Origin of the sequence: Nocardioides perillae, from assembly GCF_013409425.1 — a bacterium.
GTDB classification, from domain to species: domain Bacteria; phylum Actinomycetota; class Actinomycetes; order Propionibacteriales; family Nocardioidaceae; genus Nocardioides; species Nocardioides perillae.
The window spans coordinates 2,623,585-2,646,969 of the sequence record NZ_JACCAC010000001.1 but is presented as its reverse complement, the minus strand read 5'-3'; the positions used below and the strand labels follow the sequence as shown (position 1 = coordinate 2,646,969).

The following is a 23,385-nucleotide window of genomic DNA, read 5'->3' as shown; positions in this document are numbered from 1 at the left end:
CCCTTGCCAGGGCACCTGGACGTCCACGACCCCGGCAGGACCACGGAGGACCCGGTGCACCTGCAGGCCGCCGAGCGCCGAGCCGCGGTGCCGCCCCCGCCCGTGCCTCGCCCGCGCCTGTCGTTCACCGACGCCTTCACCGCCGCCCTGCGCGGCAGCGCGGTGGAGGTGGTCGGTCCCGACGGGCAGGTGAGCGCCCTGCCCGTGCAGTCCTGGCGCCGGGTCGACGCGGCCGACGAGGCCATGCTCGCGCACTGCGTCGGGCCCACCGTCGACCTCGGGTGCGGGCCGGGCCGCATGGGCGCCCGCCTCGCCGAGCGCGGCGGACACGTCCTGGGCGTGGACGTGGTCGACGAGGCCGTCCTGCAGACCCGCCAGCGCGGGGTGCCGGCCCTGCGGCGCGACGTCCTCGGTCCGCTGCCGGGCGAGGGACGGTGGGGCAGCGTCCTGCTCGCCGACGGCAACCTGGGCATCGGTGGCGACCCGCTCGCGCTGCTGCGGCGAGCGCGGGCGCTCCTCGCCCGCGGTGGGCGGGTCGTCGTCGAGCTCGACGCTCCCGGCACAGCGACGCCTCCCTTCTGGTCGCGGCTGCGGCTCGACGGCGTCGAGAGCCGCCCCTTCCGGTGGGCCCTCGTAGGTGCCGACGCGGTGGGCGACCTGGCGCGGCGGGCCCGGCTCGAGCTCGGCCTGCTCGACCACGTCGACGGCCGCTGGTTCGCCGTGCTGCACCGCCCCGACCGCCCCGACCGCCCCGACCGCCCCGACCGCCCCGACCGCCCCGACCGCCCCGACCGCCCCGACCGCCCCGACCGCCCCGACCGCCCCGACCGCCCCGACCGCCCCGACCGCCCCGGCCGCCCGGGGCGCTGAGGTCGGGGTGGGACGCGAGCGCACCACCGACCGCTCCTCCGGGCGCCCGCGCCTGCTGCCGCGGGAGGACGACTTCACCTCCCCGCTGCACTCGCACCGGGTCGCGGCCCGGGTGGGGGTGTGGCTCGCGGCCGCCTTCGGCGTCTGCTTCCTCACCGGCCTCGTGAGCCACTACGCGCAGGAGACGTCGCACCCGGTGCCGTTCCCGACCTCGCCGGCCTGGGGTTACCGCGTCACCCAGGGCCTCCACGTGGTCACGGGAGCCGCGACGGTGCCGCTGCTGCTGGTCAAGCTCTGGACCGTCTACCCGCGCTTCTGGCAGCGCCTGCCCCGGCCGGGCCCGCACCGCACCCGCCGGCTGCTGCTCACCGGGGTCGAGCGCGCCTCGGTGGCGGTGCTGGTGGCGACGGCGGTGTTCCAGCTCGCCTCGGGCCTCGCCAACTCCGCGCAGTGGTACCCCTTCGCCTTCTCCTTCCGGCCGACCCACTACGCCGTGGCCTGGGTGGCGGTGGGCTCGATCGTGCTGCACGTGGCGGTCAAGCTCCCGCTGGTCCGCGACGCCTTCGCGGGCCCGGTCGACGTCGACGAGGACCCCGGGCCCGGCCCGGAGCGCCCGACCCGCCGCGGTCTGCTGCGCGCGACCGGGGTCGCGGCGGGCCTCACGGTGCTGGCGACGGCGGGCCAGTCGGTGCCCGGCCTGCGGCGGATCTCCGTGCTCGCCACGACCGACGGTGACGGCCCGCAGGGCCTGCCCGTCAACACGACGGCGGCCGAGGCCGACGTGGTCGCACGCGCGACCAGCGGCGGGTGGGTGCTCGAGGTCGTCCGCGGCGAGCGGTCCGTGCGGCTCACCCTCGCCGAGCTGGCCGCGCTGCCGCAGCGCACCGAGACCCTGCCGATCGCCTGCGTCGAGGGGTGGAGCGCCTCCGGCACCTGGACCGGGGTCCGCGTGCGCGACCTCGTCGCGCTGGTGGGGGGCTCGCCCGAGGAGGCGGTCACCGTCACGTCCCTGCAGCCCGAGGGGCCCTTCCGCACGAGCGTGCTGCAGCCGGGCTTCGTCGACGACGGGCGCACGCTGCTCGCTCTCCGGCTCGAAGGTGCCCCGCTGGCCCTCGACCACGGCTTCCCGGCCCGGGTCATCGCGCCCAACCGCCCGGGCGTCCTGCAGACGAAGTGGGTCGGCCGGCTCGAGGTGCAGGCGTGAGCCGGGCAGGGTCCTCGACGCGCGGGGCGCCGGCGGGCGGGGGGACCGGGAGGCTCGCGCTCGGCTGCGTCGGCGTCGCGCTCGTGGCGTACGGCGGGTGGCTGCTCGCCGCCGAGCTGCTCGGCGACCGCGCCGCCTCCACCTCCGCGCTGCTCTGGCTCGCCGGCGGCGCGCTCCTGCACGACCTCGTGCTCGTGCCGGCGACCGTCCTGGTCTCGTGGCTGGCCGCGCGGGTGCTGCCCGGGCCGTGGCGAGCTGCGCTGGCCGGCGGGCTGGTGGTCCTGGGCTCGACGACGCTGGTCGCGGTGCCGCTGCTGGTGGGCATCGGCGGCTACGAGCCCAACACGACGCTGCTGAGCCGCGACTACTGGCAGGGGTGGTGGGCGCTCGCGGTGGCGACCGGCCTCGGGGTGGTCGTGGTCGGCCTCGTGCGTCAGCGGCGGTCGGCGCGACACGCCTGACCGCCTGCGCTGCTCGAACACGTGTTCGGGCTAGGCTGCGTCCACAGGCAGGTCGGGGAGGTGGTCCCTCCACAGCCCGGGGCCGCCCGCAGGTGCTTGTCGGTGGCGTCGCCTAGCGTCCGCGGTGATGGCACCCAAGAGCAGCACCCCACGACCTGACAAGACCAAGCGACGGGCCGCAGGCCCGGACGGGACGGAGAGATCCATGGCTGGTGGAGACCGCGACAAGGCACTCGACGCCGCACTCGTCAACATCGAGCGGCAGTTCGGCAAGGGCTCGGTGATGCGTCTCGGCGACGAGACCCGTGCCCCCCTGGAGGTGATCCCCACCGGGGCCATCGCCCTCGACGTGGCCCTCGGCCTCGGCGGACTGCCGCGCGGCCGCGTCGTTGAGATCTACGGCCCGGAGTCCTCCGGCAAGACGACGGTCGCCCTGCACGCGGTGGCCAATGCCCAGGCGGCCGGCGGCATCGTCGCCTTCATCGACGCCGAGCACGCGCTCGACCCCGACTACGCCAAGGCCCTGGGCGTCGACACCGACGCCCTGCTGGTCTCCCAGCCCGACTCCGGTGAGCAGGCGCTCGAGATCGCCGACATGCTCGTGCGCTCCGGCGCGCTCTCGCTCATCGTCATCGACTCCGTGGCCGCGCTGGTGCCCCGCGCCGAGATCGAGGGCGAGATGGGCGACAGCCACGTGGGCCTGCAGGCCCGGCTCATGAGCCAGGCGCTGCGCAAGATGACCGGTGCGCTCAACAACTCCGGCACGACCGCGATCTTCATCAACCAGCTGCGCGAGAAGATCGGCGTGATGTTCGGCTCGCCGGAGACCACGACCGGTGGCCGGGCGCTGAAGTTCTACTCCTCGGTGCGCCTCGACGTGCGCCGCATCGAGACGCTCAAGGACGGCCAGGACATGGTCGGCAACCGCACCCGCGTCAAGGTCGTCAAGAACAAGGTCGCCCCGCCGTTCAAGCAGGCGGAGTTCGACATCATGTACGGCAAGGGCATCTCCCGCGAGGGCGGGCTGATCGACGTCGGCGTCGAGGCCGGCCTGGTCCGCAAGGCCGGCGCTTGGTACACCTACGAGGGCGACCAGCTCGGCCAGGGCAAGGAGAACGCCCGCACCTTCCTGCGCGACAACCCCGACCTCGCCAACGAGCTCGAGAAGCGCATCCTCGAGAAGCTCGGTGTCGGTCCGACCGTCGACGCCGAGGCCCCCGCCGACCCGCTGGGCGTCGACGATTTCTGATCGGTGGTCGAGCTCGCGAGGACACGATCGTCGGTGGTCGAGCAAGCGGCGCGGCGAGCTCGCGAGGCCGTGACCCGCGTGTCGAGGCCCGGTGAGACGCGCGTCGGCCGCAACCCCGGAGGAGCACATGCAGCCCGAGCAGCGACCGGCGCCCGACTGGGTCGGTGACGTGACGGCCGGGGTCGACGCGTGGACCGCGTCGGCCCCGCCCACCGAGGTGGCGTCGCAGCGGCGCGCCCGAGGGGCGCGCCGCTCCGCGCCGCCGCCCGACACGGCGGCGCTCGGTCCCGACGCCGACCCCGAGCAGGTCGCCCGCACGATCCTGCTCGACCAGCTGACCGGTCGGGCGCGCAGTCGGCACGAGCTGGCGGAGCGGTTGGCCCGCAAGGGTGTGCCCGACGACGTCGGGTCGCGGCTGCTCGACCGGTTCGAGGAGGTCGGCCTCGTCGACGACGAGGCCTTCGCCCGGGCGTGGGTCGACCAGCGGCAGTCCGGGAAGGGCTTGGCGCGCCGGGCGCTCGCCCAGGAGCTGCGACGCAAGGGCGTCGACGACGAGGTGGCGCGCGAGGTGCTCGACGAGGTCGACCCCGAGGCCGAGCACGACGCGGCGCGCCGGCTCGTGCAGCGCAGGCTGCGCAGCGTCGCCCGGCTCGACCGGGCCACCGCGACCCGCCGGCTGGTCGCGATGCTGGGTCGCAAGGGGCACCCGCCCGGGGTCGCCTTCGCGGTGGTGCGCGAGGAGCTCGACGCGGCCGGCCACGGCAGTGACGAGGTCGGTGACCTCGGGGACACCGACGACCTCGGCGGCACCGGCGACCTGGTCGACTGACCGCGCAGCGGCCATGATGGCCCCGTGATCGAGGAGCTGCTGCGCGTCCCGCCCGGTCCCGTCGACCTCACCGCGGTCCCGACCGGCGACACCCCCGGCTTCGAGGGGAGCAAGGCCGAGGGCAAGCAGGCCCTGGCCGACCTCGGGCCCGACCTCGCCGACCTGCAGGAGCGGCTCTTCGCCGAGCGCAGCCGCGACGACGTGCCGGCGCGGTCGGTGCTGCTGGTGCTGCAGGGCATGGACACCTCGGGCAAGGGCGGGGTGCTGCGCCACACGGTCGGCCTCGTCGACCCCCAGGGCGTGCGCATCACGTCCTTCAAGGCGCCCACGCCCGAGGAGCTGCGGCACGACTTCCTCTGGCGCATCCGCAAGGCGCTGCCCGGCCCGGGGCAGATCGGCGTCTTCGACCGCTCGCACTACGAGGACGTCCTCATCGGCCGGGTCCGCGCGCTGGCCGACGAGGCCGAGCTCGAGCGCCGCTACGACGCGATCAACCGCTTCGAGGCCGAGCTGGTCGCCTCGGGGACGACGGTCGTGAAGTGCCTGCTGCACATCTCGGCGGACACCCAGAAGGAGCGCCTGCTGGCGCGTCTCGACGACCCGACCAAGCACTGGAAGTACAACCCGGGCGACGTCGACGAGCGGCAGCGCTGGCCGGCCTACCGCGAGGCCTACGAGCTGGCGGTCGAGCGCACCAACGCCGAGGCCGCGCCGTGGTTCGTCGTGCCCTCGGACCGCAAGTGGTACCGCAACCTGGCCGTGGGGATGCTGCTGCGCGACACGCTCGCCCGGATGGCGCCGACCTGGCCCCCGGCCGACTTCGACGTCGACCACGAGCGGGGGCGCCTGACCGGCGAGGTGCCGATCTCCTGACGCCCCCGCGCGGGCCGGTCGCTCAGTAGCGCGTCGTGTAGTAGACGCCCGAGCGCGTGGTCGCGAACTGCGTGCTCGGCTTGACCTGGAGCCGCCAGTAGAAGCGGGCGCCCCGCTTCTTGGGGGCGGGCAAGCCGGCGAAGAAGCGGCCGCGGGCGTCGCTGCGCACCGTCTTGACGTTCTTCCAGGTGCCGTTGACCTTCTTCTGCACGACCACCGGGAGCTTGGCCCGGGGGGCGATGGTGCCGGCGAGCCCCAGCGGGCGGTTCTTCGCGGTGACGACCAGGTCGCGCTGGACGGCGACGGCGAGGCTCGACACCGACGCGTCGTGGGTCTCGGTGCCCGAGTAGGTCACGCGGTAGGTCGCGTTGGCGACCGCCTGCACGGTGTCGTAGAGGTAGGCGTTGGGCGAGGAGGCCACCGGCTGCCAGGCATCGGGCGCAGCGCCGCGCATGAGCCGCTCGACGACGAGCGACCCGTCGTAGACCCGCTCGCCGGTGGCCGGGTCGACCACCGTGATCGACAGCGCGAGGTCGTCGCCGCGCACGACGGCACCGGGCTGGTCCGAGAAGCTGCTCGCGCGCTGCAGCCACGGCGCCCCGTCGGGGCCGGTGATGGTGGTGGGGGTGGCCGCTGCCGCCGGCGAGGCGGTGAGCGCCACGCCCGCGGTGGTGGCGAGCAGGGAGGCGGTCAGCACGGAGGTGAGCAGGCGTCGTACGCGCACGGTGTGGCTCCTGAGGGTGGTAGGGCATCGACAGCGGCGCGCCGTGGACGGGTCCCCCCGGCCGCCACGACCCTGCAACGACCCCCGGGCTCCGACGGCACGCCGTGTGCGGGGTGGTCTGGTCCAGTGGCGGGGTGCCGCCCGAGCGCTGCGTCCAGGCAGCCGTAGGGTGGCGCGGTGCTCCCGACCGTGGCCGTCACCCGCTACGTCACCCCGCTGCGCGAGGGCGGGTCGCTCCCCGGTGTGGTGGAGGCCGACGACCTCGGCACCTACGTCTGCAAGTTCCGCGGAGCGGGCCAGGGCGTGCGGGTGCTGGTGGCGGAGGTGCTCGCCACGGGCGTCGCGACCCGGCTCGGCCTGCGGACGCCGCGGCTGGTGGCCCTGGAGCTCGACGCCGCGATCGCGCGCTACGAGGCCGACGAGGAGGTCCAGGACCTGCTGAGCGCCAGCCTGGGGCTCAACCTCGGGGTCGACTTCCTGCCCGGCGCCTTCGGTCCGGACACCGAGCTCGCGGTGCCCGACGACGTGGCCGCGCGGGTGCTCTGGCTCGACGCCTACCTCGCCAACGTCGACCGCTCGTGGCGCAACCCCAACCTGCTCGTGTGGCACGGCGACCTCTGGGTGATCGACCACGGAGCGTCGCTGTGGTTCCACCACGCCTGGTCAGGCGGTGTGGGCGACCCCGCGCGCTTCGCCGCCCGCCCGTGGGACCCCCGCGACCACGTGCTGGGCGACCGCCTCGACCTGCTGGCGGGTGTCGACGCGGAGCTGCGCGCCCTGCTCGACGACGCGACGCTCGACGCGGTCGTCGCCGACGTGCCGGCCGACTGGCTCGAGCCCGTGCCGGGCGCGTCGGACGAGGCGTCGCTGCGCGCGGCGTACACCGCCTTCCTGCGGGCGCGCCGCGACAGTCGCGCGTGGCTGCCCGGTGCCGGCGGAGGCGCGGCGTGAGCCTGCTGCCCTACGAGTACGTCGTGCTGCGCTGCGTGCCGCGCGCCGACCGCGAGGAGTTCGTCAACGTGGGCGTGGTCGTCCACTGCCAGGCCGCCGACCACCTGGCCGTCGGCTGGCACCTCGACCCCGACCGCCTGCGTGCGCTGGCGCCCGGCGTCGACCTGGGTCGGGTGGAGGCGGCGCTCGTCTTCGCCGAGCACGTCGCCTCCGGGTCACCCGCGGCGGGTGGTGCGGCCACGGGGTCGCTCGGCACCCGCTTCGGCTACCTCAAGGCGCCGCGCAGCACCGTCGTGCAGCCCGGCCCGGTGCACGGCGGGCTCACGAGCGACCCGGCCCGGCAGGTGGCGCACCTGCTCGACTGCCTCGTGCGCTGAGACATGCGGTGACCGGTCAGACCGGCACGAGCTCCACGGCACCGACGGCGTAGCGCGCGAGGACGGCACGCGCGACCTCCGGGTGCGCCCCGAGGGGGTCGGAGACGGCGACGGCGCCGGCCTCCAGGGCCAGCTCGGCGGCCCGGTCGGTCATCGCACCCGGGGCCAGGAACATCGAGGCCACGGCGATGTGGCGCCGGCCTTCCCCGCGGAAGGCGCGGACGGCCTCACCGGTCGCCGGGGGCGCGGCGGAGGCGAAGGCGGCCGTGACCGGGAGCCGGTGGCGCGAGCCCCACACCCGCGCGAGGCGGGCGACGGCCTGGTTGGCGAGCGCGTCGCCGGAGCCGGCGGCGGCCAGCACCAGGGCGTCGAGCTCGCGCACCCGGGCGTGGCGCAGTGCGTCGCGCAGCCGCTCGTCGAGCACCTGCAGGAAGGCGGGCTCGAGGCCCAGGATGCGCGAGGCGCGCACCCGCAGCCCAGGGTGGCGCTCGCTCGCGGCGGCCACGGCGGCGGGCACGTCGACCTGGGCGTGGTGGGCGTCGTTGAGCAGCAGCGGGACGACGACGACCTCCTCGTGCCCGGCGCGCACGAGCTTGTCCACCACCTGCTCGAAGCTAGGTCGGCTGGCGGAGAGGTGGGCGGCCTCGATGCGCAGGTCGGGGCGCTGCGCGCGGACCTCGCCGACGAGCGCCCGCACCGTCGCGGCGGCGCGGGGGTCACGCGACCCGTGGGCGAGGGCGATCAGGGCAGGAGCAGCCACGGCAGCGGCCTCCTCGTCTCCTCGTGCGGCGTGCGGGTCACGTGTGGATCCCGCACTCGGTCTTCGCGGTGCCGGCCCAGCGGCCGCTGCGGGCGTCCTCGCCCGGGGCGACGCGTCGGGTGCAGGGCCAGCAGCCGATGGAGGGGTAGCCGTCGTGGACGAGCGGGTTGAGCAGCACGCCGTGCTCGTCGACGTACGCCGCGACCTGCTCGTCGCTCCAGCGCGCGAGCGGCGAGACCTTGACCTTGCCCTTGCGAGCGTCCCAGCCCACGACGGGGGCGATGATGCGCTGGTGGGTCTCGGCGCGCCGCAGCCCGGTCGCCCAGGCGTCGTAGCCCGCCAGCGCGTCGGCCAGCGGCTCGACCTTGCGCAGCCGGCAGCACAGGTCGGGGTCGCGCTTGTAGAGCTCGGGGCCGTGCTCGGCGTCCTGCTCGGCCACGCTCTGCACGGGCGTGATGGTGAGCAGGTTGACCGGCAGGGTGGCCTCCACCGCGTCGCGGGTGCCGATGGTCTCGGCGAAGTGGTAGCCGGTGTCGAGGAAGACCACGTCGACGCCGGGCGCGACCCGCGAGACGAGGTGTGCCAGGACAGCGTCGGCCATCGAGGAGGTCACGCAGAAGCGCGACCCGAAGGTGGCCACCGCCCACTCGACGATGTCCTCGGCGGGGGCGAGCTCGAGCTCGGCCCCGACGTGGGAGACCAGCTCGCGCAGCTCCTCGGGGCTGCGGCCCTCGGTGTGGCTGCCGCGGCGGTTGCGGGCGGCGGTGGTGGTGGCGGCGGTCACGGTGCTTCCTTCCCTGCTCCGGGGCGCACGAGGCCCAGGAGCTTGAGGGAGAAGGCCCGGACGCAACCGCGGCATTCCCACGACCCGTGCGGCGAGCTGACCTCGCCGTCGGCGTCGACCACCTCGTGGGGGCGCAGGTCCTCGCTGCCGCAGTAGGGGCAGTGGAAGGGCACGGCCCGCTCGGACATCAGAGCGCCCGCCCCTCGAGCACGTGGCCCCCGGTGAGCAGGGTCTCGTCGGCGCGGTGCACCCATGCGGCGAAGGCCTCGCCCTCGGTGCGGTCGGCGAGGTAGTTCGTGACGACGGCGGTGACGTAGTCGTCGAGGCCGGCGCTGGTGACCTTGTGCGCGCGCAGCTTGCGACCGAAGTTGGCGCCGAGGCCGGTCGCTCCGCCGAGGTGCACCTGGAAGCCCTCGACCTGCTCGCCGTCGTGCATGACCAGCTGGCCCTTGAGGCCGATGTCGGCCGTCTGCGTGCGCGCGCACGCGTTGGGGCAGCCGTTCATGTTCACCGAGATCGGTGTGTCGAGGTCGGGGAAGCGGCGCTCGAGCTCGTCGACCAGGCGACGGGCGCGGTCCTTGGTCTCGACGATGGCGAGCTTGCAGAACTCGATGCCCGTGCAGGCCATCGTGCCGCCGCGCCACGGCGAGGGGCGGGCCTGCAGCCCGATCGCGTCGAGCTCGGCGACGAGCTCCTCGACCACGTCGGGGTCGACGCCGATGAGCACGAGCTTCTGGTACGCCGTGAGGCGCGCGCCGCGGACGCCGTGGCGCTCCATCGCGTCGGCGAGCGCGACCAGCATCGTGCCGGAGACCCGGCCGACGACCGGGGCGAGCCCGACGTACTTGGTGCCGTCCTTGGCGTCGTGGACGCCGAGATGGTCACGGTGGGCGAACGGGGTCTCGGGGGAGGGGCAGTCCACCAGGCGTCGGTGGAGGTACTCCTCCTCGAGCACCTGGCGGAACTTCTCGACGCCCCAGTCGGCGACGAGGAACTTGAGGCGGGCGCGTGAGCGCAGCCGGCGGTAGCCGTAGTCGCGGAAGATCGAGGCGACGCCCGCCCAGGCGTCGGGGACCTCGTCGAGCGGGATCCACACCCCGAGCTTCTGCGCGAGCATCGGGTTGGTCGACAGCCCGCCGCCGACCCACAGGTCGAAGCCGGGCCCGTGCTCGGGGTGCACGGTGCCGACGAAGGCGACGTCGTTGATCTCGGGGGCGACGTCGTGGCTGGGGTGGCCGGTCAGCGCGGTCTTGAACTTGCGCGGGAGGTTGGAGAACTCGGGGTCGCCGATGTAGCGGCGCTTGATCTCCTCCAGCGCGGAGGTCCCGTCGATGATCTCGTCGGCGGCGATGCCCGCCACGGGGGAGCCCAGGAAGGGGCGGGGCGAGTCGCCGCACGCCTCGGTGGTGACCAGCCCGCCATGCTCGAGCCGCTCCCAGATCGCGGGGACGTCCTCGATGCGGATCCAGTGGTACTGGATGTTCTGCCGGTCGGTGATGTCGGCGGTGTCGCGGGCGTGGTCGCGGCTGACCTCGCCGAGCGCGCGCACGGTGGCCGGCGGCAGGAGGGCCCCGTCGGAGCGGACCCGCATCATGAAGTAGCGGTCGTCCAGCTCCTCCTCGGGCACCGTCGCGGTCTTGCCGCCGTCGAAGCCCGGGGCGCGCTGGGTGTAGAGCCCCATCCAGCGGAAGCGGCCGCGCAGGTCGGCCGGGTCGATCGAGTCGAAGCCGCGCTTGGAGTAGGTGTGCAGGATGCGCGCCCGCACGTTGAGCGGGTTGTCGTCCTTCTTCGCCTGCTCGTTCTTGTTCAGCGGCTCGCGGTAGCCGAGCGCCCACTGGCCCTCGCCGCGCTTCGGGCGGGGGCGAGGCGTGCGGGCGGGGCGCGCGGCAGGGGAGGCGGCCTGCGGGGAGTCGCTCACGTCGGGTCAGATCCTTTGTCGAGCATGCGGGAGCACGGGGACGAAGGTCCGACGCCGGTGTCGGGTCGGTGCCTGCGACCGTGCGTCCGTGGGCGGGGGCCGGGGGGACGGTGGGTCAGCGGGACCGACAGACCATGCTGCGGGTGCGCCCGTAGTCCACGTGGCGCCGGGCCACGAGGCAGACGTGCGTCGCCGCGCTGATCACGGGGTCGAGTCTCACGGGGCGGACACCCCCGCCACAACCGCGAATCTCGTGATGTGGGACGCATGTCCGCATGTCGGACGGCGCGGCCCCGGCGAGGCCGTGGTCCCGCGGTCGTCCCGCGCCCCGCGAGGCGCAGGTCACACCCGACGGGGGGCCGGCGCTCGCCTAGGCTGGGGCCCATGAGCGACCACCTCGTCAGCAGCGCGTACAGCCAGGCCCTCGAGGTCATCGCCTCGGTCGAGCCGCGGATCGCGGAGGCCACCCGCCAGGAGCTGGCCGACCAGCGCGGGTCGCTCAAGCTGATCGCCTCGGAGAACTACGCGTCCCCGGCCGTGCTGATGACGATGGGCACCTGGTTCTCCGACAAGTACGCCGAGGGCACGGTCGGGCACCGCTTCTACGCCGCCTGCCAGAACGTCGACACCGTCGAGTCGCTCGCCGCCGAGCACGCCCGCGAGCTCTTCGGCGCCGAGCACGCCTACGTGCAGCCGCACTCGGGCATCGACGCCAACCTCGTCGCCTTCTGGTCGATCCTGGCCCACCGGGTCGAGGGCCCGTGGCTGGAGAAGTTCGGCGCCAAGGGCGTCAACGACCTCTCCGAGGCCGATTGGGAGTCGCTGCGCGAGGAGATGGGCCGTCAGCGGCTGCTCGGCATGAGCCTCGACGCCGGTGGCCACCTCACGCACGGCTTCCGTCCCAACATCAGCGGCAAGATGTTCCACCAGCAGCAGTACGGCACCGACCCCGAGACCGGCCTGCTCGACTACGACGCGGTCGCCGCCAAGGCGCGCGAGTTCCGCCCGCTCGTGCTCGTGGCCGGCTACTCCGCCTACCCCCGCCGCGTCGACTTCGCCAAGATGCGCGAGATCGCCGACGAGGTCGGTGCCACGCTGATGGTGGACATGGCGCACTTCGCCGGCCTGGTCGCCGGCAAGGTGTTCACCGGCGACGAGGACCCGGTGCCCCACGCCCACGTCGTCACCTCGACCACGCACAAGTCGCTCCGCGGCCCGCGCGGCGGCATCGTGCTCGCCACCCAGGAGTACGCCCCCTCGGTCGACCGCGGCTGCCCCATGGTGCTCGGTGGCCCGCTGTCGCACGTGATGGCCGCGAAGGCCGTCGCGTTCGCCGAGGCCCGCCAGGACTCCTTCCGCACCTACGCCCAGCAGGTCGCCGACAACGCCCAGACGCTCGCCGAGGGGTTCAACCGGCGCGGTGCGCGCCTGGTCACCGGCGGCACCGACAACCACCTCGTGCTCCTGGACGTCTCCGGCTACGGCCTCACCGGTCGTCAGGCGGAGTCCGCGCTGCTCGAGGCCGGCGTCGTGACCAACCGCAACTCCGTGCCGGCCGACCCCAACGGCGCCTGGTACACCTCCGGCATCCGCTTCGGCACGCCCGCGCTCACCACCCGCGGTTTCGGCCACGACGAGTTCGACACGGTCGCCGAGCTGGTCGTCGACGTCCTCACGCACACGCAGGCCGGCACCACCAAGGCGGGCGGGCCGTCGAAGGCGTCCTACGTGCTCGAGGACGGCGTCGCCGAGCGCGTGCGCGCCCGGTCCGCCGAGATGCTGGACCGCCACCCGCTCTACCCCGGCCTCGAGCTCAGCTGACCCGTCGCGCCGGACCGCGGGGGACTGCGCTCACCCGCGCCAGCGGTACTCCACCTCGGGGCGCCCCGTCCCGCCGTAGCGCGGGGCGCGCTCGAGGAGCCCCGTGTCGGCGAGGTGCTCGAGGTAGCGCCGGACCGTGACGCGGGAGGCGCCGACGACCTCGGCGACCTCGCTGGCCGACCGGCCACCACGCCCCGGCGCCGCCGCGCGCACGGCCTCGGTCACCTGCTGCAGCGTCTCGGCGCTCATGCCCTTCGGCACCGCGGTCGAGCCCGCGGGGACCCGCAGGCTGCCCAGGAGCTGGTCGACGTCGTCCTGGGCGACGCCGCCCTCTGCCGCGGCGGTCGCCACGAGCCGCGCGCGGTAGGCGGAGTACTGCTCGAGCTTGCTGCGGAAGCCCGCGAAGGTGAACGGCTTGAGCAGGTAGAGCACGACGCCCTGCGCGACCGCGTGCCGCACCACGTCGGCGTCGCGCGCCGAGGTGACGGCGATGACGTCGCAGAGGTGACCGGCCGCGCGCATGCGCTGCAGCAGGCCGAGCCCGTGGCCGTCGGGCAGGTGCATGTCGAGGAGCACCAGGTCGACGGCGGGGTCGGCCGCGAGCGCCCGGGCCGCCTCGGCCGCGGCGCGCGCCACGGCGGCGACCTCGAAGCCGGGGACGCGCGCGACGTACGCCGCGTGGGCCTCCGCCGCGGCCGCCTCGTCCTCGATGACCAGCACCCGCACGCTCACCGCGCCGCTCCTGTGCCGGGCAGGTCGACCCGCAGCTCTGCGCCGCCGAGCGGGGAGCGCCCGACGCTCACGGTGCCGCCGTGGCGACGCGCGACCTGGCCGACCAGGGCCAGGCCGATGCCGTGCGCCCCGTCGCGCGCGGGGCCGCCTGCCTTGGTGGTCCAGCCCCGCTCGAGCACGCGGGCACCCGCGTCGGGCGGCAGCCCGGGACCGGAGTCGCCGACCACCACGGACAGCCCGGCGCCGTCCGGCCCGGGGCCGAGGGAGACCGACACCCGCCGCACGTCGCGACCCGCGACGGCGTCGAGGGCGTTGTCGACGAGGTTGCCGAGCACGGTCACCAGCTCGCGCGAGGTCAAGGCGCTGCGCTCGCCGCCCACACGGCCGTCGCCGCCCGCGTCGACGAGGCCCGGCGGCAGGTCGCCGTCGAGCACGAGGTCGGTGCCCCGCTCGGCGGCTTCGGCCGACTTGCCGAGCAGCAGGGCGGCCACGACGGGGTCGCCGACGGCCCCGACGACGCGGTCGGTGAGCAGCTGGGCGAGCTGCAGCTCCTCGGTCGCGAAGTCGAGCGCCTCCTCGGTGCGGCCGGTCTCGACCAGGGAGACGACGGTGTGCAGCCGGTTCGCCGCCTCGTGGGCCTGAGCGCGCAGGGAGTCGGTCAGGCCGCGCACCACGTCGAGCTCACCGGTGACCGCCTGCAGCTCGGTGTGGTCGCGCAGCGTCACCACCGCGCCGACGTCGCGCCCGGCCCAGGTCGCGGGCGAGGAGCTGACGACCACGACGTGCTCGCCCGCGACGTAGACGTCGTCGAGCTCGGCGCGCCGCCCGCGGGCGGCGGCCACGAGCCCCGGTGGCAACCCGAGCTCGTCCACCGAGCGGCCCCCCGCGTCGTCGGGCAGGTCGAGCAGCCGCCGCGCCTCGTCGTTGACCAGCTGCACGCGCCCGCGGTCGTCGAGCAGCAGCAGGCCCTCGCGCACGGCGTGGAGGACGGCGGAGTAGTACTCGAACATCCGGGTGATCTCTCGCTCACCCAGGCCGTGGGTGGCCCGGCGCAGGCGCCGACTGACCAGCGCGGCCCCGGCGACGCCGAGCGCGAGCACGAGGGCGGCCACCAGCCCCACGAGCAGCAGGTCACGGCGCAGCGACGCGTCGATGCGGTCCACGGTGATGCCGACGGAGACCAGGGCCTCGACGTCGTCGGGGGAGCGCCCGCCGGCGGCCGACCACACCGGCACGACCGCACGCATCGAGGGCCCCAGCGTGCCGGTGTACTCCTGCACCAGGGTGCCGCCGCGCGGCGCCGCGCCCGTGTCGCCGATGAAGGACTCGCCGATGCGCGCGGGGTCGGGATGGGTGTAGCGGGTGCGGTCGGTGTCCATGACGACCACGAAGTCGACGCCGGTGTCGGCGCGCACCGCCTCGGCGTACGGCTGGAGGACGGCCGAGGGTGCGGCGGCGGTGACGCCGGAGGCGACCGTGGGGAGTCGGCGACGGTGCGGGCGATCGCCAGCGCCCGCTCGCCCGCGGTCTCGCGCGCGTCGCGACGCGCGTCGAGGGCGACCAGGACGACCGAGACCAGGACGAGCGCGAGCACGAGGACGACCTAGAGCAGCAGCACCTGCCGGGCGACCGACGGCTCGGAGCGGCGGGTCGGCACCGCCCCATGCTGCCAGACCGCGGAGCACCGGTCGCGGGTGCGAACACAACGACCACAACGGTGACCGCCGTCACAGGCTGCGCGACGGTGGGCGGCACCGCCGGCGAGACCGGCCCACCCCCAGGAGGACCCGCATGAGCAGCAGCACCCAGGCGCCCGGCCCCGGCCGCACGCCCGATCCGGCGGACGGCACCGACACCCCCACCGCCCGGACGGCGCCGCGCAACCGGACCCACTACCTCTACCTCGCGGTGATCGCGGCGGTGGCGCTCGGCGTCCTCGTCGGCCTCGTCGCCCCCGACGTCGCGGTCGAGCTCAAGCCGCTCGGCACCGCCTTCGTGGCGCTGATCAAGATGATGATCCAGCCGGTCATCTTCTGCACGCTGGTGCTCGGTGTCGGCTCGGTGCGCAGCGCCGCCCGCGTGGGCAAGGTCGGCGGCCTCGCGCTCGGCTACTTCCTCACGATGTCGACCTTCGCCCTGGCGATCGGCCTGGTCGTCGGCAACCTGCTGACCCCCGGCTCGGGCCTCAGCCTGACCGAGGAGACCGCCGCCGTCGGCGCCGAGCAGGCGGCCTCCGGCCACGGCTCCACCACCGACTTCCTCCTGGGGATCATCCCGACCTCGCTGTTCTCGGCGCTCACCTCGGGCGAGGTGCTGCAGACGCTGCTGGTCGCGCTGCTCGTCGGCTTCGCGGTGCAGGCCATGGGCCGGGCCGGCGAGCCCGTGCTGCGCGGTGTCACGCACCTCAGCGGTTGGTCTTCCGGGTGCTCGCGATGATCATGTGGGTGGCCCCGATCGGTGCCTTCGGCGCGATCGCCGGCGTGGTCGGCGAGACCGGCGTCGAGGCGCTGAAGTCGCTCGCGGTGCTGATGCTCGGCTTCTACGTCACCTGCGCCCTCTTCGTCTTCGGCATCCTCGGCCTCGTCCTCAAGCTGGCCACCGGGGTCAACCTCTTCAGCCTGCTGAAGTACCTCGGGCGGGAGTTCCTCCTCATCGTCTCGACCTCCTCCTCGGAGTCGGCGCTGCCGCGCCTCATCGCCAAGATGGAGCACGCGGGCGTGGACAAGCCGACCGTGGGCGTCGTCGTGCCGACCGGCTACTCCTTCAACCTCGACGGCACCGCGATCTACCTGACGATGGCCTCCCTCTTCATCGCGCAGGCCCTCGGCGACCCGCTCAGCATCGGCGAGCAGGTCTCGCTGCTGCTCTTCATGGTCATCGCCTCGAAGGGCGCCGCCGGCGTCACCGGCGCCGGACTGGCGACGCTGGCCGGCGGGCTCAGCTCGCACCGACCCGAGCTGCTCGACGGCGTGGGCCTCATCGTCGGCATCGACCGCTTCATGTCCGAGGCGCGCGCGGTGACCAACTTCGCCGGCAACGCCGTCGCCACCGTGCTGATCGGCGCGTTGACCGGTGGGCTCGACCGGGCGCGCCTCGACCAGGTGCTCGCGGGCGACGCCCCCTTCGACGAGACCACGATGCTCGACGACGGCCACGGCGACGCCCCCGAGGACGTGGCCGGCCCCGTGGTGCCGACCCAGACCTCCGGCGCCGCCGCGACCGAGCAGCTGACCGGCACGCCCCGGGTCTGAGCGGACCCTGCCGACGACGGCCCGGCAGCCCCGCGACGGGGCTGCCGGGCTGCGGCGTCGGTGAGGACTAGCGTGGGCCCATGTCCTCGGCCGCCTCCGCCCCGCCGGCGTGGGCGGTCCTCGCCCGGCGGGTGAGGCACCGTGCCTGGCGGCTGCTGGTGACGACCGTCGGGTCGTGCATGCGCTACCGCGTCACCGGGCTGGCGGCGGAGGCGGCGTTCTTCGCGATCCTCTCGATCCCGCCGCTGGTCTTCGCGCTCGCCGGCGCCATCGGCTACGTCACCGACCAGTTCACGACCGCGCAGGTCAGCGACGTGCGGGCCGCGGTGGTGGAGGTGAGCCAACGCGCGCTCACCGACCGCGCGGTCGACTCGATCGTGGTGCCGACGATCGACGACGTGCTCGAGGGCGGGCGCTACGACGTGATCTCGATCGGCTTCGTGCTGGCGCTGTGGTCGGGCTCGCGTGCGCTCAACGTCTTCGTCGACACCATCACGATCATGCACGGCCTCGGCGGGCACCGCGGGATCGTGCGCACGCGTGCGCTGTCGTTCCTGCTCTACGTGCTCGGGCTGCTCACCGGGATCGTGACGCTGCCGCTCGTGGTGGCCGGCCCCGGGCTGGTGGGCGAGCTCGTGCCCGACCGCCTCGCCTTCGTCGAGCGCCTCTACTGGCCGGTCGTCGTGCTGCTGTGCGTGTGCTTCCTCGCCACGCTCTACCACGTCTCGGTGCCGGTGCGGACGAACTGGTCGTTCAACCTCCCCGGGGCCGTCTTCTCCCTCGTCAGCTGGATCCTGGGGTCCTACGCCCTGCGCTGGGTGCTCACGGTGACCGCGGCGGACTCGCGCTCGATCTACGGTCCGCTGGCGGCCCCCATCGCCGTGCTGCTGTGGCTCTACGTCGTGGCGATCGCCGTGCTCATCGGCGCGGCCGTCAACGCAGCCTTCGACGAGGTCTTCCCGCAGAAGGCGACGACGCGCGCCCGGCTCGAGATGGTGCAGCGGCTGCGCACCCGGATGCGCATGGGAGACTCGTGAGCGTGGCCACCACGAGTCTCCCCACGCCCGTCCTGGTCGCCGGTGCCGCGATGTGCCTGCTCGGGGGCTACGTCCTCGGCGTGGTCGCCGGGCCCGACGGTCCGGACCGCGCCACCGCGACCGTGACGTCGTACGACCCCGGCACGCGGGCCCTCTGCCTGTCCGGCGACGCCGCGGCGCAGGCCGAGGGCGCCGACGACGAGGGCGTGCTCTGCGGCACCTGGCGTCGCACCCCGGGCCAGGACGCACCGCGCGAGGGCGACACCTTCCGCTTCGTCTCGGTCAGCACGGCCGACGACCCGGGGGTGGCCGACGACCGGGCCCGGGTGCTCATCTACGGCGACGTCGAGCAGGGCTGACCGGGGTGGCGCAGGTCGAGACCGGCGAGGGTGCCGGCACCGGGCGGATCAACCTGCCCGCAGAGGTCCGCTCCCCGTGGTGGGAGCTGACCCGCCGCCTGCTGATGGCGCTCGGCGTGCTGGCGGCGTCGGTGGCGATCGTGTGGTTCGACCGCGAGGGCTACCGCGACGGCACCGACCCGACCAACACGTTGTCCTTCGTCGACTGCCTCTACTACGTGACGGTCACCTTGAGCACCACGGGCTACGGCGACATCACGCCGTTCACCCAGCAGGCGCGCGTGGTGAACGCGTTCGTCATCACGCCGCTGCGCATCGCCTTCCTGGTGCTGCTCATCGGCACCACCCTGGAGGTGCTCGCCTCCCAGGGCCGCGACATGCTGCGGGTCGCCCGCTGGAGGAAGAAGCACATGGGAGACCACATCGTCGTCGTCGGCTACGGCACCAAGGGGCGCCGCGCGGTCGACACGCTGGTCAACAACGGCCTCGACAAGGGCTCGATCGTCGTGGTCGACCCCTCGACCGCAGCGCTGGAGGACGCCCACGCCGACGGCCTGGCCGTGGTGACCGGTGACGCCACCCGCCGGGAGGTGCTGCGGCGCGCCGGCGTCGGCGGGGCGAGCCAGGTCATCATCACCACCGACCGCGACGACTCCAACGTCCTCGCCACGCTCACCGTGCGCCAGCTGAACCCCGACGCCTACATCGTCTCGGCGGTCCGCGAGCAGGAGAACGTCCCGCTGGTCAAGCAGTCCGGCGCCGACTCGGTCATCACCTCCTCCGACGCGGTGGGCCGGCTGCTGGGCCTCTCCACCCTCTCGCCGACGCTGGGCTCGGTGATGGAGGACCTCCTGACCTACGGCGAGGGGCTCGAGGTCGCCGAGCGCGACCTGCTGGTGAGCGAGGTCGGCAAGCCGCCGCAGTCGCTGCCCGACCAGGTCATCGCGGTGGTGCGCGACGAGAAGGTCTACCGCTACTTCGACCCGGTCGTCACGCTGCTGGCCCGGGGCGACCGGCTCGTGGTGGTGCGTCCCGCCCGCGAGCTGCCCTGGGCGCCGCGCCCCGGCACGCACGGCGAGGACGCGGCGGACGACGACTGAGCCCGTCGGTGGGCGGTCGGGTCGGTCCCGACCGCGGTCAGCCCCGCGCGGCGGGTAGCGAGACCACGAAGCGGGAGCCGCCCGGCAGCGCCTGGTAGGCGACCGCGCCCTGGTTGGCCTCGGTCAGCTGCCGCACCACGTGCAGCCCCAGGGCGGTGCCCCGCGCGGCCGTGGCGGGGTCGCCGGCACGGGTGAGCTTGCGGAAGAGCTGGCCGCGGCGGGCGTCGGGCACGCCGTCGCCGGCGTCCTCGACGTCGACGAGCACGTGGTCGCCGGCCAGCGAGGCGCGGAGCACGGTCGGTCCGCCCGCGTGCTCGTCGGCGTTGGAGACCAGGTTGGCCAGCACCTGGTGCAGGTGTTCCGGCTGCACCCAGGCGCGCAGGTCCTCGGGGCACTCGACGCGCACCGAGCCGGGGTCCTGCGCCAGCGCGGCCGCCGCCCGCAGCGCGGGGGCCACCGGGGTGGCGCTGGGCTGGGCGACCAGACGACCGGTCTCGAGCGCCACCAGCGACCACACGTCGCGGTGCAGCCCGTCGAGGCGCTCGACGGCGCGTCCCACGACGGCCAGGGCCCGCAGCAGCGCCTCGTGCTCGCCGGGGTCGCCTGTGTCTGCCGGGCCACGGTGGCTCCGGGCGACCTCGAGGCCCCACCGCACCGCGTCGAGCTGCTGGTCGACCCGCCAGCCCAACGACTGCCGGAGCTCGGCGGTGAGGCGGTCTGCCGGGCCGCTCCCCGATCCTTCCGGGGCGGCCGACGCCTCCGCGGTGACCTGCGCGTCCACGTGCAGGTCCGCCTCCGGGTCGAGGTCGGGGCCCACGCCGAGGCCGGCGTCGTGCGGGCCGCCGAGCAGCGCACCGACGTCGCGGGCCGACACCACGGCGCCGAGCACCTCGCCCGCCTCGGAGGTCAGCCGGCGGCCGTCGACGACGAGGCGCCGGCGGGGGAGACCGGCGGGCGCGAGGTCGACGCGCACCCCGTCGACGGACTCGCCGGCGAGCGTGCGCCGCAGCGGGGTGCGGTCGTCGGGCACGGGCGCACCGGTGGTGGGGTCGACCAGGTCGTGCGCCGCGCCGCGGTGCGGTCCCGTCCCGGTGCTGCCGTAGAGCCGGTGGGCGGCGTCGTTGAGGTAGGTCACCCGGCCCTCGGCGTCGCAGGCGACGACCGCCTGCGAGAGCGAGGCCAGGGCGGCGTCGAGGATCGCCTGCTCGCGCTCGAGGCGGTCACCCTGCTGCGCGATCGTGCGCGCCGCGTCGGCCTGCTCGGTGCGGTCCTCGACGACTCCGCACCACTCGGTGGCGCCGCCGGGCTGCAGCGTGGGCCGCGAGGTGATGGCCACGTGCCGCACGGTGCCGTCGCGGTGCACGACGCGCCCGCTCCACCGCAGCTCCTCCAGGGCCGCCCCGGAGATCCACGTGGCGCGGCGGAAGGAAGCGCGGTCGTCGGGGTGGACGGCTCCCGGCATCAGCGAGGCGTCGGCGAGGGCCTCTTCGGCCGTGAAGCCGTAGACCTCGGCGCAGGCGGGGGACACGTAGTCGTAGCGGGCCTCGCCGTCCTCGTCGAGGACGAAGGTGTAGACCACGCCCGGCACGACGCGCGCGAGCCGCTCGAAGCGGGACTGCTCGTGCTCGACGGCCCGCCGCGAGGCGGCGTCGGGACGGGCATCGCGCAGGTGGGCGTGGAACCGCAGGCCGTCGGGGCCGTCGGAGGGCCAGATGGTGACGGTCAGCGGGATGCGCTCGCCGGAGCTGGTCATGCCGGGCAGCGCCAGCTCACGGCCCCGCAGCTCGGAGCGCCCGGTCTGCGCCACCCGCGCCACGCCGGCGAGGTGGTCGTCGCGGTGCTCCGGTGGCACGATGGTCTGCGCCAGGGCGCGGCCGAGGACCTCCGTGGCCGTCCAGCCGAAGAGGGCCTCGCTCGCGGCGTTCCACCCGGTGATGCACCCCGCGCCGTCGATCGAGACGAAGGCGCCGGGCGCGGTCTCGACCGCGTGCGCGAGCAGGGCGTCGTCGACACCGAGGCGGGGGTGCGTGCCGCCGGCGTGTCCGGTGCGGTGCGGAGCGTCCACGAGCTGCCTTCCGGGTGGGTCGGGGCGCACGCGACCTCCGGTGTCGCCCCGTCTCGTCACCCAACGGCCGCCGGCGCGCGGCGGCCACCACGACGCCCTGGCCGCGTGGGGCCATGTCCGGATGCGGCCGATCGGGGACCTAGGTCCGGACAAGACCAGGACCGCAGCAGGGACCACCGATCCGCAAGAAATCCGCAAGCCGGCCGTCGGGTTGCCGACCAGGGGTGCCTCCCGCTGAACACGGATGTTCGAGGAGGCCCCCGATGGACCAGCGCACCACCGCACGCAGCACCGCACGCAGCAGCGCGCAGCGGGTCGTCCGGTCGCTCGTGGTGGGCCAGGTGCTCGGCGGTGCCGTCCTCGCCACCGTCGTCGCCGGTGGGGTAGGGCCCTTCGACACGCTGGCGTCGGCCGCCGGCGACGTCGAGGTGCTCGCCGCCGGCCCCGGAGGCGCGTCGGCGTCCGCGGCCGGTCCGGCGCGCTGGGGCGCGTGCCGCCCCGTGGAGCTCTTCGTCGACACCGACGGCACGCCCGCCGGCTGGGACGCGGTCGTCGAGGCCGCCACCGAGCGCGTCGCCGCCGAGAGCGGCCTGCAGCTGCGCTTCGCCGGCGCTGTCGACGTCGAGGCCGTCACGACACCCGCGGAGGACGAGCCCGCCGCCGCGGTGCTCGCCTGGGCCGGCGCCGACGAGCAGCCGCAGCTGACCACGGAGACCGCCCTGACCACCCACGTGGCCCACGGACCCGCCGGCGGCCCGCGCCACGTCGTCCTGGCGTGGTCGGTGGTGCGCACGGGCGCGTCGACCCCGGTCGACCACGCTCTCGCCGAGCTGTTCAGCGAGCGCCACGTGCCGTCGCCCGGCGCGGTCGCCGGGTGCTGACGTGCCGCCGGTGGTCTCGACCACCGGGTCACGACTGCGGTGAGAGCCGGCGCGCGCGCCGAGCCCGACGTACGGTCCCGGCATGGCCCTGGTGAGGTGCACCTGCGTGGTGACGGTGCGACGCGTCGAGGAGACGTGGCGCACCGACGTCGTGGTCCTCGACCCCGGGTGCGACTACGCCGTGCACCGCGCCGGCGCCGACCTGGCGCTGGTCGAGGACTGAGCCGGGCCGGACGCGACGAGGCCGCCCGCACCGGTCGGTGCGGACGGCCTCGAGGCGCGGGGTGACGCGTCAGATGCGACCCGTGCCGGCGGTGCCGCCCTCGACGTCGCCCTCGACCTCGATGTGCTCCTTGCGCACCTCGTCGGTCACGGTCTCCTCGTCGCGCACGGTCTCCTTGCCGAGCCGCACGCGCTCGACCGCCTCGGCCGTCTTCTCGACGACCGGGCGCTCCTCGCGCAGCACGACCTCGTGCTCCTCCTCCGAGATGGTGGGGCCGTCGAGGGCCTGGTCGACGTTGGTGGCGTCGACCGGCTCGCGCTCCACGACCGCGCGCTCGTGCTCGACCGGCACTGTGCGGGTCTCGGTCTCGGTGGTGACGTACTTGCGCAACCGCGCGCGGCCGGCCTCGCGCGAGGTCGTGCCGACCTCGAGGTGCTCCTCCGAGCGGGTCATCGCGTCGTCGGTGGTCGGGCCCGAGGTGTCGTGGCCCACCGTGCCGTGGGCGTTGCCCGTGTCGTAGCCAGCGGTGTCGTAGCCGGTGCCGGTCCCGGTGGTGCCCAGGTCGCCGATGCCGTAGTAGGCGTAGAGCTGGTCCTCGAACTGCTCGTCGAGGTGACCACCGTCGGCGGGCACGTTCGGGGCGTCCTTGACCTTGTCCTTGCTGTAGGGCAGGACGAGGCGGTCGCCCTCGAAGGTGGCCTCGCGCACCGGGACGAAGGACTCGCTGGTGCCGAAGAGGCCGGTGTTGACCGTGACGAAGTCCGGCTGGCCGGTGGCGTCGTCGAGGTAGAGCTGCCCGACCTTGCCGATCTTGTCGCCGTCGCTGGCGTAGGCCGTGGTGCCGACGATGTCGCGTGCCTGGGTCTCGGTGATCACAGGGAATTCCTCCACTCGTGTGCTGTGCTTCTCGGACGGC

General features: G+C 74.7%; 23 protein-coding genes and 1 pseudogene. 15 read left to right on the top strand and 9 right to left on the bottom strand.

Annotation, left to right across the window (positions count from 1 at the left end):
• Positions 1-3: 3 nt before the first annotated feature.
• From BJ989_RS17200 to BJ989_RS12335, 6 genes are all read left to right on the top strand, one after another.
• Positions 4-870: a methyltransferase domain-containing protein gene (locus tag BJ989_RS17200; RefSeq protein WP_218848804.1), complete on the top strand. Its 867-nt coding sequence runs from the start codon at positions 4-6 to the stop codon at positions 868-870.
• A 7-nt stretch (positions 871-877) separates the two neighbouring features.
• The gene (locus BJ989_RS12355; protein WP_343049323.1) at positions 878-2,074 is read left to right on the top strand and encodes a molybdopterin-dependent oxidoreductase; all 1,197 of its coding nucleotides are present in this window, start codon (positions 878-880) and stop codon (positions 2,072-2,074) included.
• Positions 2,071-2,535, top strand: coding sequence for a hypothetical protein (locus BJ989_RS12350; protein ID WP_179518459.1), 465 nt, complete (start codon positions 2,071-2,073; stop codon positions 2,533-2,535). Before BJ989_RS12355 ends, BJ989_RS12350 begins: the two co-directional genes overlap by 4 nt.
• A 205-nt stretch (positions 2,536-2,740) precedes the next feature.
• A complete protein-coding gene (gene recA, locus BJ989_RS12345; protein ID WP_179518458.1) occupies positions 2,741-3,784 on the top strand; it encodes a recombinase RecA in 1,044 nt (347 codons plus the stop codon).
• A 127-nt stretch (positions 3,785-3,911) separates the two neighbouring features.
• Complete coding sequence (locus tag BJ989_RS12340; protein ID WP_179518457.1) at positions 3,912-4,613, top strand: regulatory protein RecX; 702 nt, start codon at positions 3,912-3,914, stop codon at positions 4,611-4,613.
• A gap of 24 nt (positions 4,614-4,637) precedes the next feature.
• Positions 4,638-5,486, top strand: a complete 849-nt coding sequence (locus BJ989_RS12335; protein WP_343049322.1) for a PPK2 family polyphosphate kinase — start codon at positions 4,638-4,640, stop codon at positions 5,484-5,486.
• Positions 5,487-5,508: 22 nt separating this feature from the next.
• Here the strand turns inward: BJ989_RS12335 and BJ989_RS12330 are convergent, their stop codons facing one another.
• Positions 5,509-6,210 (bottom strand): hypothetical protein, encoded by a 702-nt coding sequence (locus tag BJ989_RS12330; RefSeq protein ID WP_179518456.1) that lies wholly within the window; start codon positions 6,208-6,210, stop codon positions 5,509-5,511.
• Positions 6,211-6,387: 177 nt separating this feature from the next.
• On the opposite strand from BJ989_RS12330, the gene BJ989_RS12325 reads away from it, so the two are divergent.
• Positions 6,388-7,161, top strand: coding sequence for a HipA family kinase (locus tag BJ989_RS12325; protein WP_179518455.1), 774 nt, complete (start codon positions 6,388-6,390; stop codon positions 7,159-7,161).
• A complete protein-coding gene (locus tag BJ989_RS12320) occupies positions 7,158-7,538 on the top strand; it encodes a DUF3037 domain-containing protein (protein WP_343049321.1) in 381 nt (126 codons plus the stop codon). Before BJ989_RS12325 ends, BJ989_RS12320 begins: the two co-directional genes overlap by 4 nt.
• A 16-nt stretch (positions 7,539-7,554) precedes the next feature.
• Here the strand turns inward: BJ989_RS12320 and BJ989_RS12315 are convergent, their stop codons facing one another.
• From BJ989_RS12315 to BJ989_RS12300, 4 genes are read right to left on the bottom strand one after another with little or no spacing between them, the layout of a single operon-like run.
• Positions 7,555-8,298, bottom strand: coding sequence for a CbiX/SirB N-terminal domain-containing protein (locus BJ989_RS12315; protein ID WP_179518454.1), 744 nt, complete (start codon positions 8,296-8,298; stop codon positions 7,555-7,557).
• 37 nt (positions 8,299-8,335) lie between these two features.
• Positions 8,336-9,082, bottom strand: a complete 747-nt coding sequence (locus BJ989_RS12310; protein ID WP_343049320.1) for a phosphoadenylyl-sulfate reductase — start codon at positions 9,080-9,082, stop codon at positions 8,336-8,338.
• Positions 9,079-9,270 (bottom strand): hypothetical protein, encoded by a 192-nt coding sequence (locus BJ989_RS12305; RefSeq protein ID WP_179518452.1) that lies wholly within the window; start codon positions 9,268-9,270, stop codon positions 9,079-9,081. The genes BJ989_RS12310 and BJ989_RS12305 overlap by 4 nt, the downstream gene beginning before the upstream one ends.
• Entirely contained in the window at positions 9,270-11,000 is a 1,731-nt protein-coding gene (locus tag BJ989_RS12300; RefSeq protein ID WP_179518451.1) for a nitrite/sulfite reductase, read from the bottom strand. The genes BJ989_RS12305 and BJ989_RS12300 overlap by 1 nt, the downstream gene beginning before the upstream one ends.
• A gap of 384 nt (positions 11,001-11,384) precedes the next feature.
• Between BJ989_RS12300 and BJ989_RS12295 the strand changes: the two genes are divergently transcribed.
• Positions 11,385-12,821 (top strand): glycine hydroxymethyltransferase, encoded by a 1,437-nt coding sequence (locus BJ989_RS12295; RefSeq protein ID WP_179518450.1) that lies wholly within the window; start codon positions 11,385-11,387, stop codon positions 12,819-12,821.
• Between the two features lie 30 nt (positions 12,822-12,851).
• Here BJ989_RS12295 and BJ989_RS12290 read toward each other — a convergent pair whose 3' ends face one another.
• Together BJ989_RS12290 and BJ989_RS12285 are read right to left on the bottom strand one after the other, a co-directional pair.
• Positions 12,852-13,553 (bottom strand): response regulator, encoded by a 702-nt coding sequence (locus tag BJ989_RS12290; protein WP_179518449.1) that lies wholly within the window; start codon positions 13,551-13,553, stop codon positions 12,852-12,854.
• On the bottom strand, positions 13,550-14,968 hold the full coding sequence (locus tag BJ989_RS12285; protein WP_343049319.1) for a sensor histidine kinase: 1,419 nt from the start codon (positions 14,966-14,968) through the stop codon (positions 13,550-13,552). The genes BJ989_RS12290 and BJ989_RS12285 overlap by 4 nt, the downstream gene beginning before the upstream one ends.
• Between BJ989_RS12285 and BJ989_RS19025 the strand changes: the two are divergent.
• The 4 genes and pseudogenes from BJ989_RS19025 (at position 14,931) to BJ989_RS12265 (ending at position 19,300) form a co-directional block, all read left to right on the top strand.
• Positions 14,931-16,804: pseudogene (locus BJ989_RS19025) on the top strand (cation:dicarboxylate symporter family transporter). The gene BJ989_RS12285 and the pseudogene BJ989_RS19025 overlap by 38 nt on opposite strands.
• Before the next feature lie 80 nt (positions 16,805-16,884).
• Positions 16,885-17,841 carry a YihY/virulence factor BrkB family protein gene (locus BJ989_RS12275; protein ID WP_246283437.1) on the top strand — a complete coding sequence of 319 codons (957 nt, stop codon included), beginning with the start codon at positions 16,885-16,887 and terminating at the stop codon, positions 17,839-17,841.
• Between the two features lie 2 nt (positions 17,842-17,843).
• A complete protein-coding gene (locus tag BJ989_RS12270; protein WP_179518448.1) occupies positions 17,844-18,200 on the top strand; it encodes a hypothetical protein in 357 nt (118 codons plus the stop codon).
• 5 nt (positions 18,201-18,205) lie between these two features.
• Entirely contained in the window at positions 18,206-19,300 is a 1,095-nt protein-coding gene (locus BJ989_RS12265) for a potassium channel family protein (protein ID WP_343049317.1), read from the top strand.
• A 37-nt stretch (positions 19,301-19,337) separates the two neighbouring features.
• Here BJ989_RS12265 and BJ989_RS12260 read toward each other — a convergent pair whose 3' ends face one another.
• Entirely contained in the window at positions 19,338-21,365 is a 2,028-nt protein-coding gene (locus tag BJ989_RS12260) for a PAS domain S-box protein (protein ID WP_179518447.1), read from the bottom strand.
• Positions 21,366-21,628: 263 nt separating this feature from the next.
• Here BJ989_RS12260 and BJ989_RS12255 point away from each other — a divergent pair, with 263 nt between their 5' ends.
• Positions 21,629-22,246 (top strand): hypothetical protein, encoded by a 618-nt coding sequence (locus BJ989_RS12255; protein ID WP_179518446.1) that lies wholly within the window; start codon positions 21,629-21,631, stop codon positions 22,244-22,246.
• An 82-nt stretch (positions 22,247-22,328) separates the two neighbouring features.
• A complete protein-coding gene (locus BJ989_RS12250; protein ID WP_179518445.1) occupies positions 22,329-22,469 on the top strand; it encodes a hypothetical protein in 141 nt (46 codons plus the stop codon).
• A 69-nt stretch (positions 22,470-22,538) separates the two neighbouring features.
• Here the strand turns inward: BJ989_RS12250 and BJ989_RS12245 are convergent, their stop codons facing one another.
• Positions 22,539-23,345 (bottom strand): DUF2382 domain-containing protein, encoded by an 807-nt coding sequence (locus tag BJ989_RS12245; protein ID WP_179518444.1) that lies wholly within the window; start codon positions 23,343-23,345, stop codon positions 22,539-22,541.
• Between the last annotated feature and the right edge of the window lie 40 nt (positions 23,346-23,385).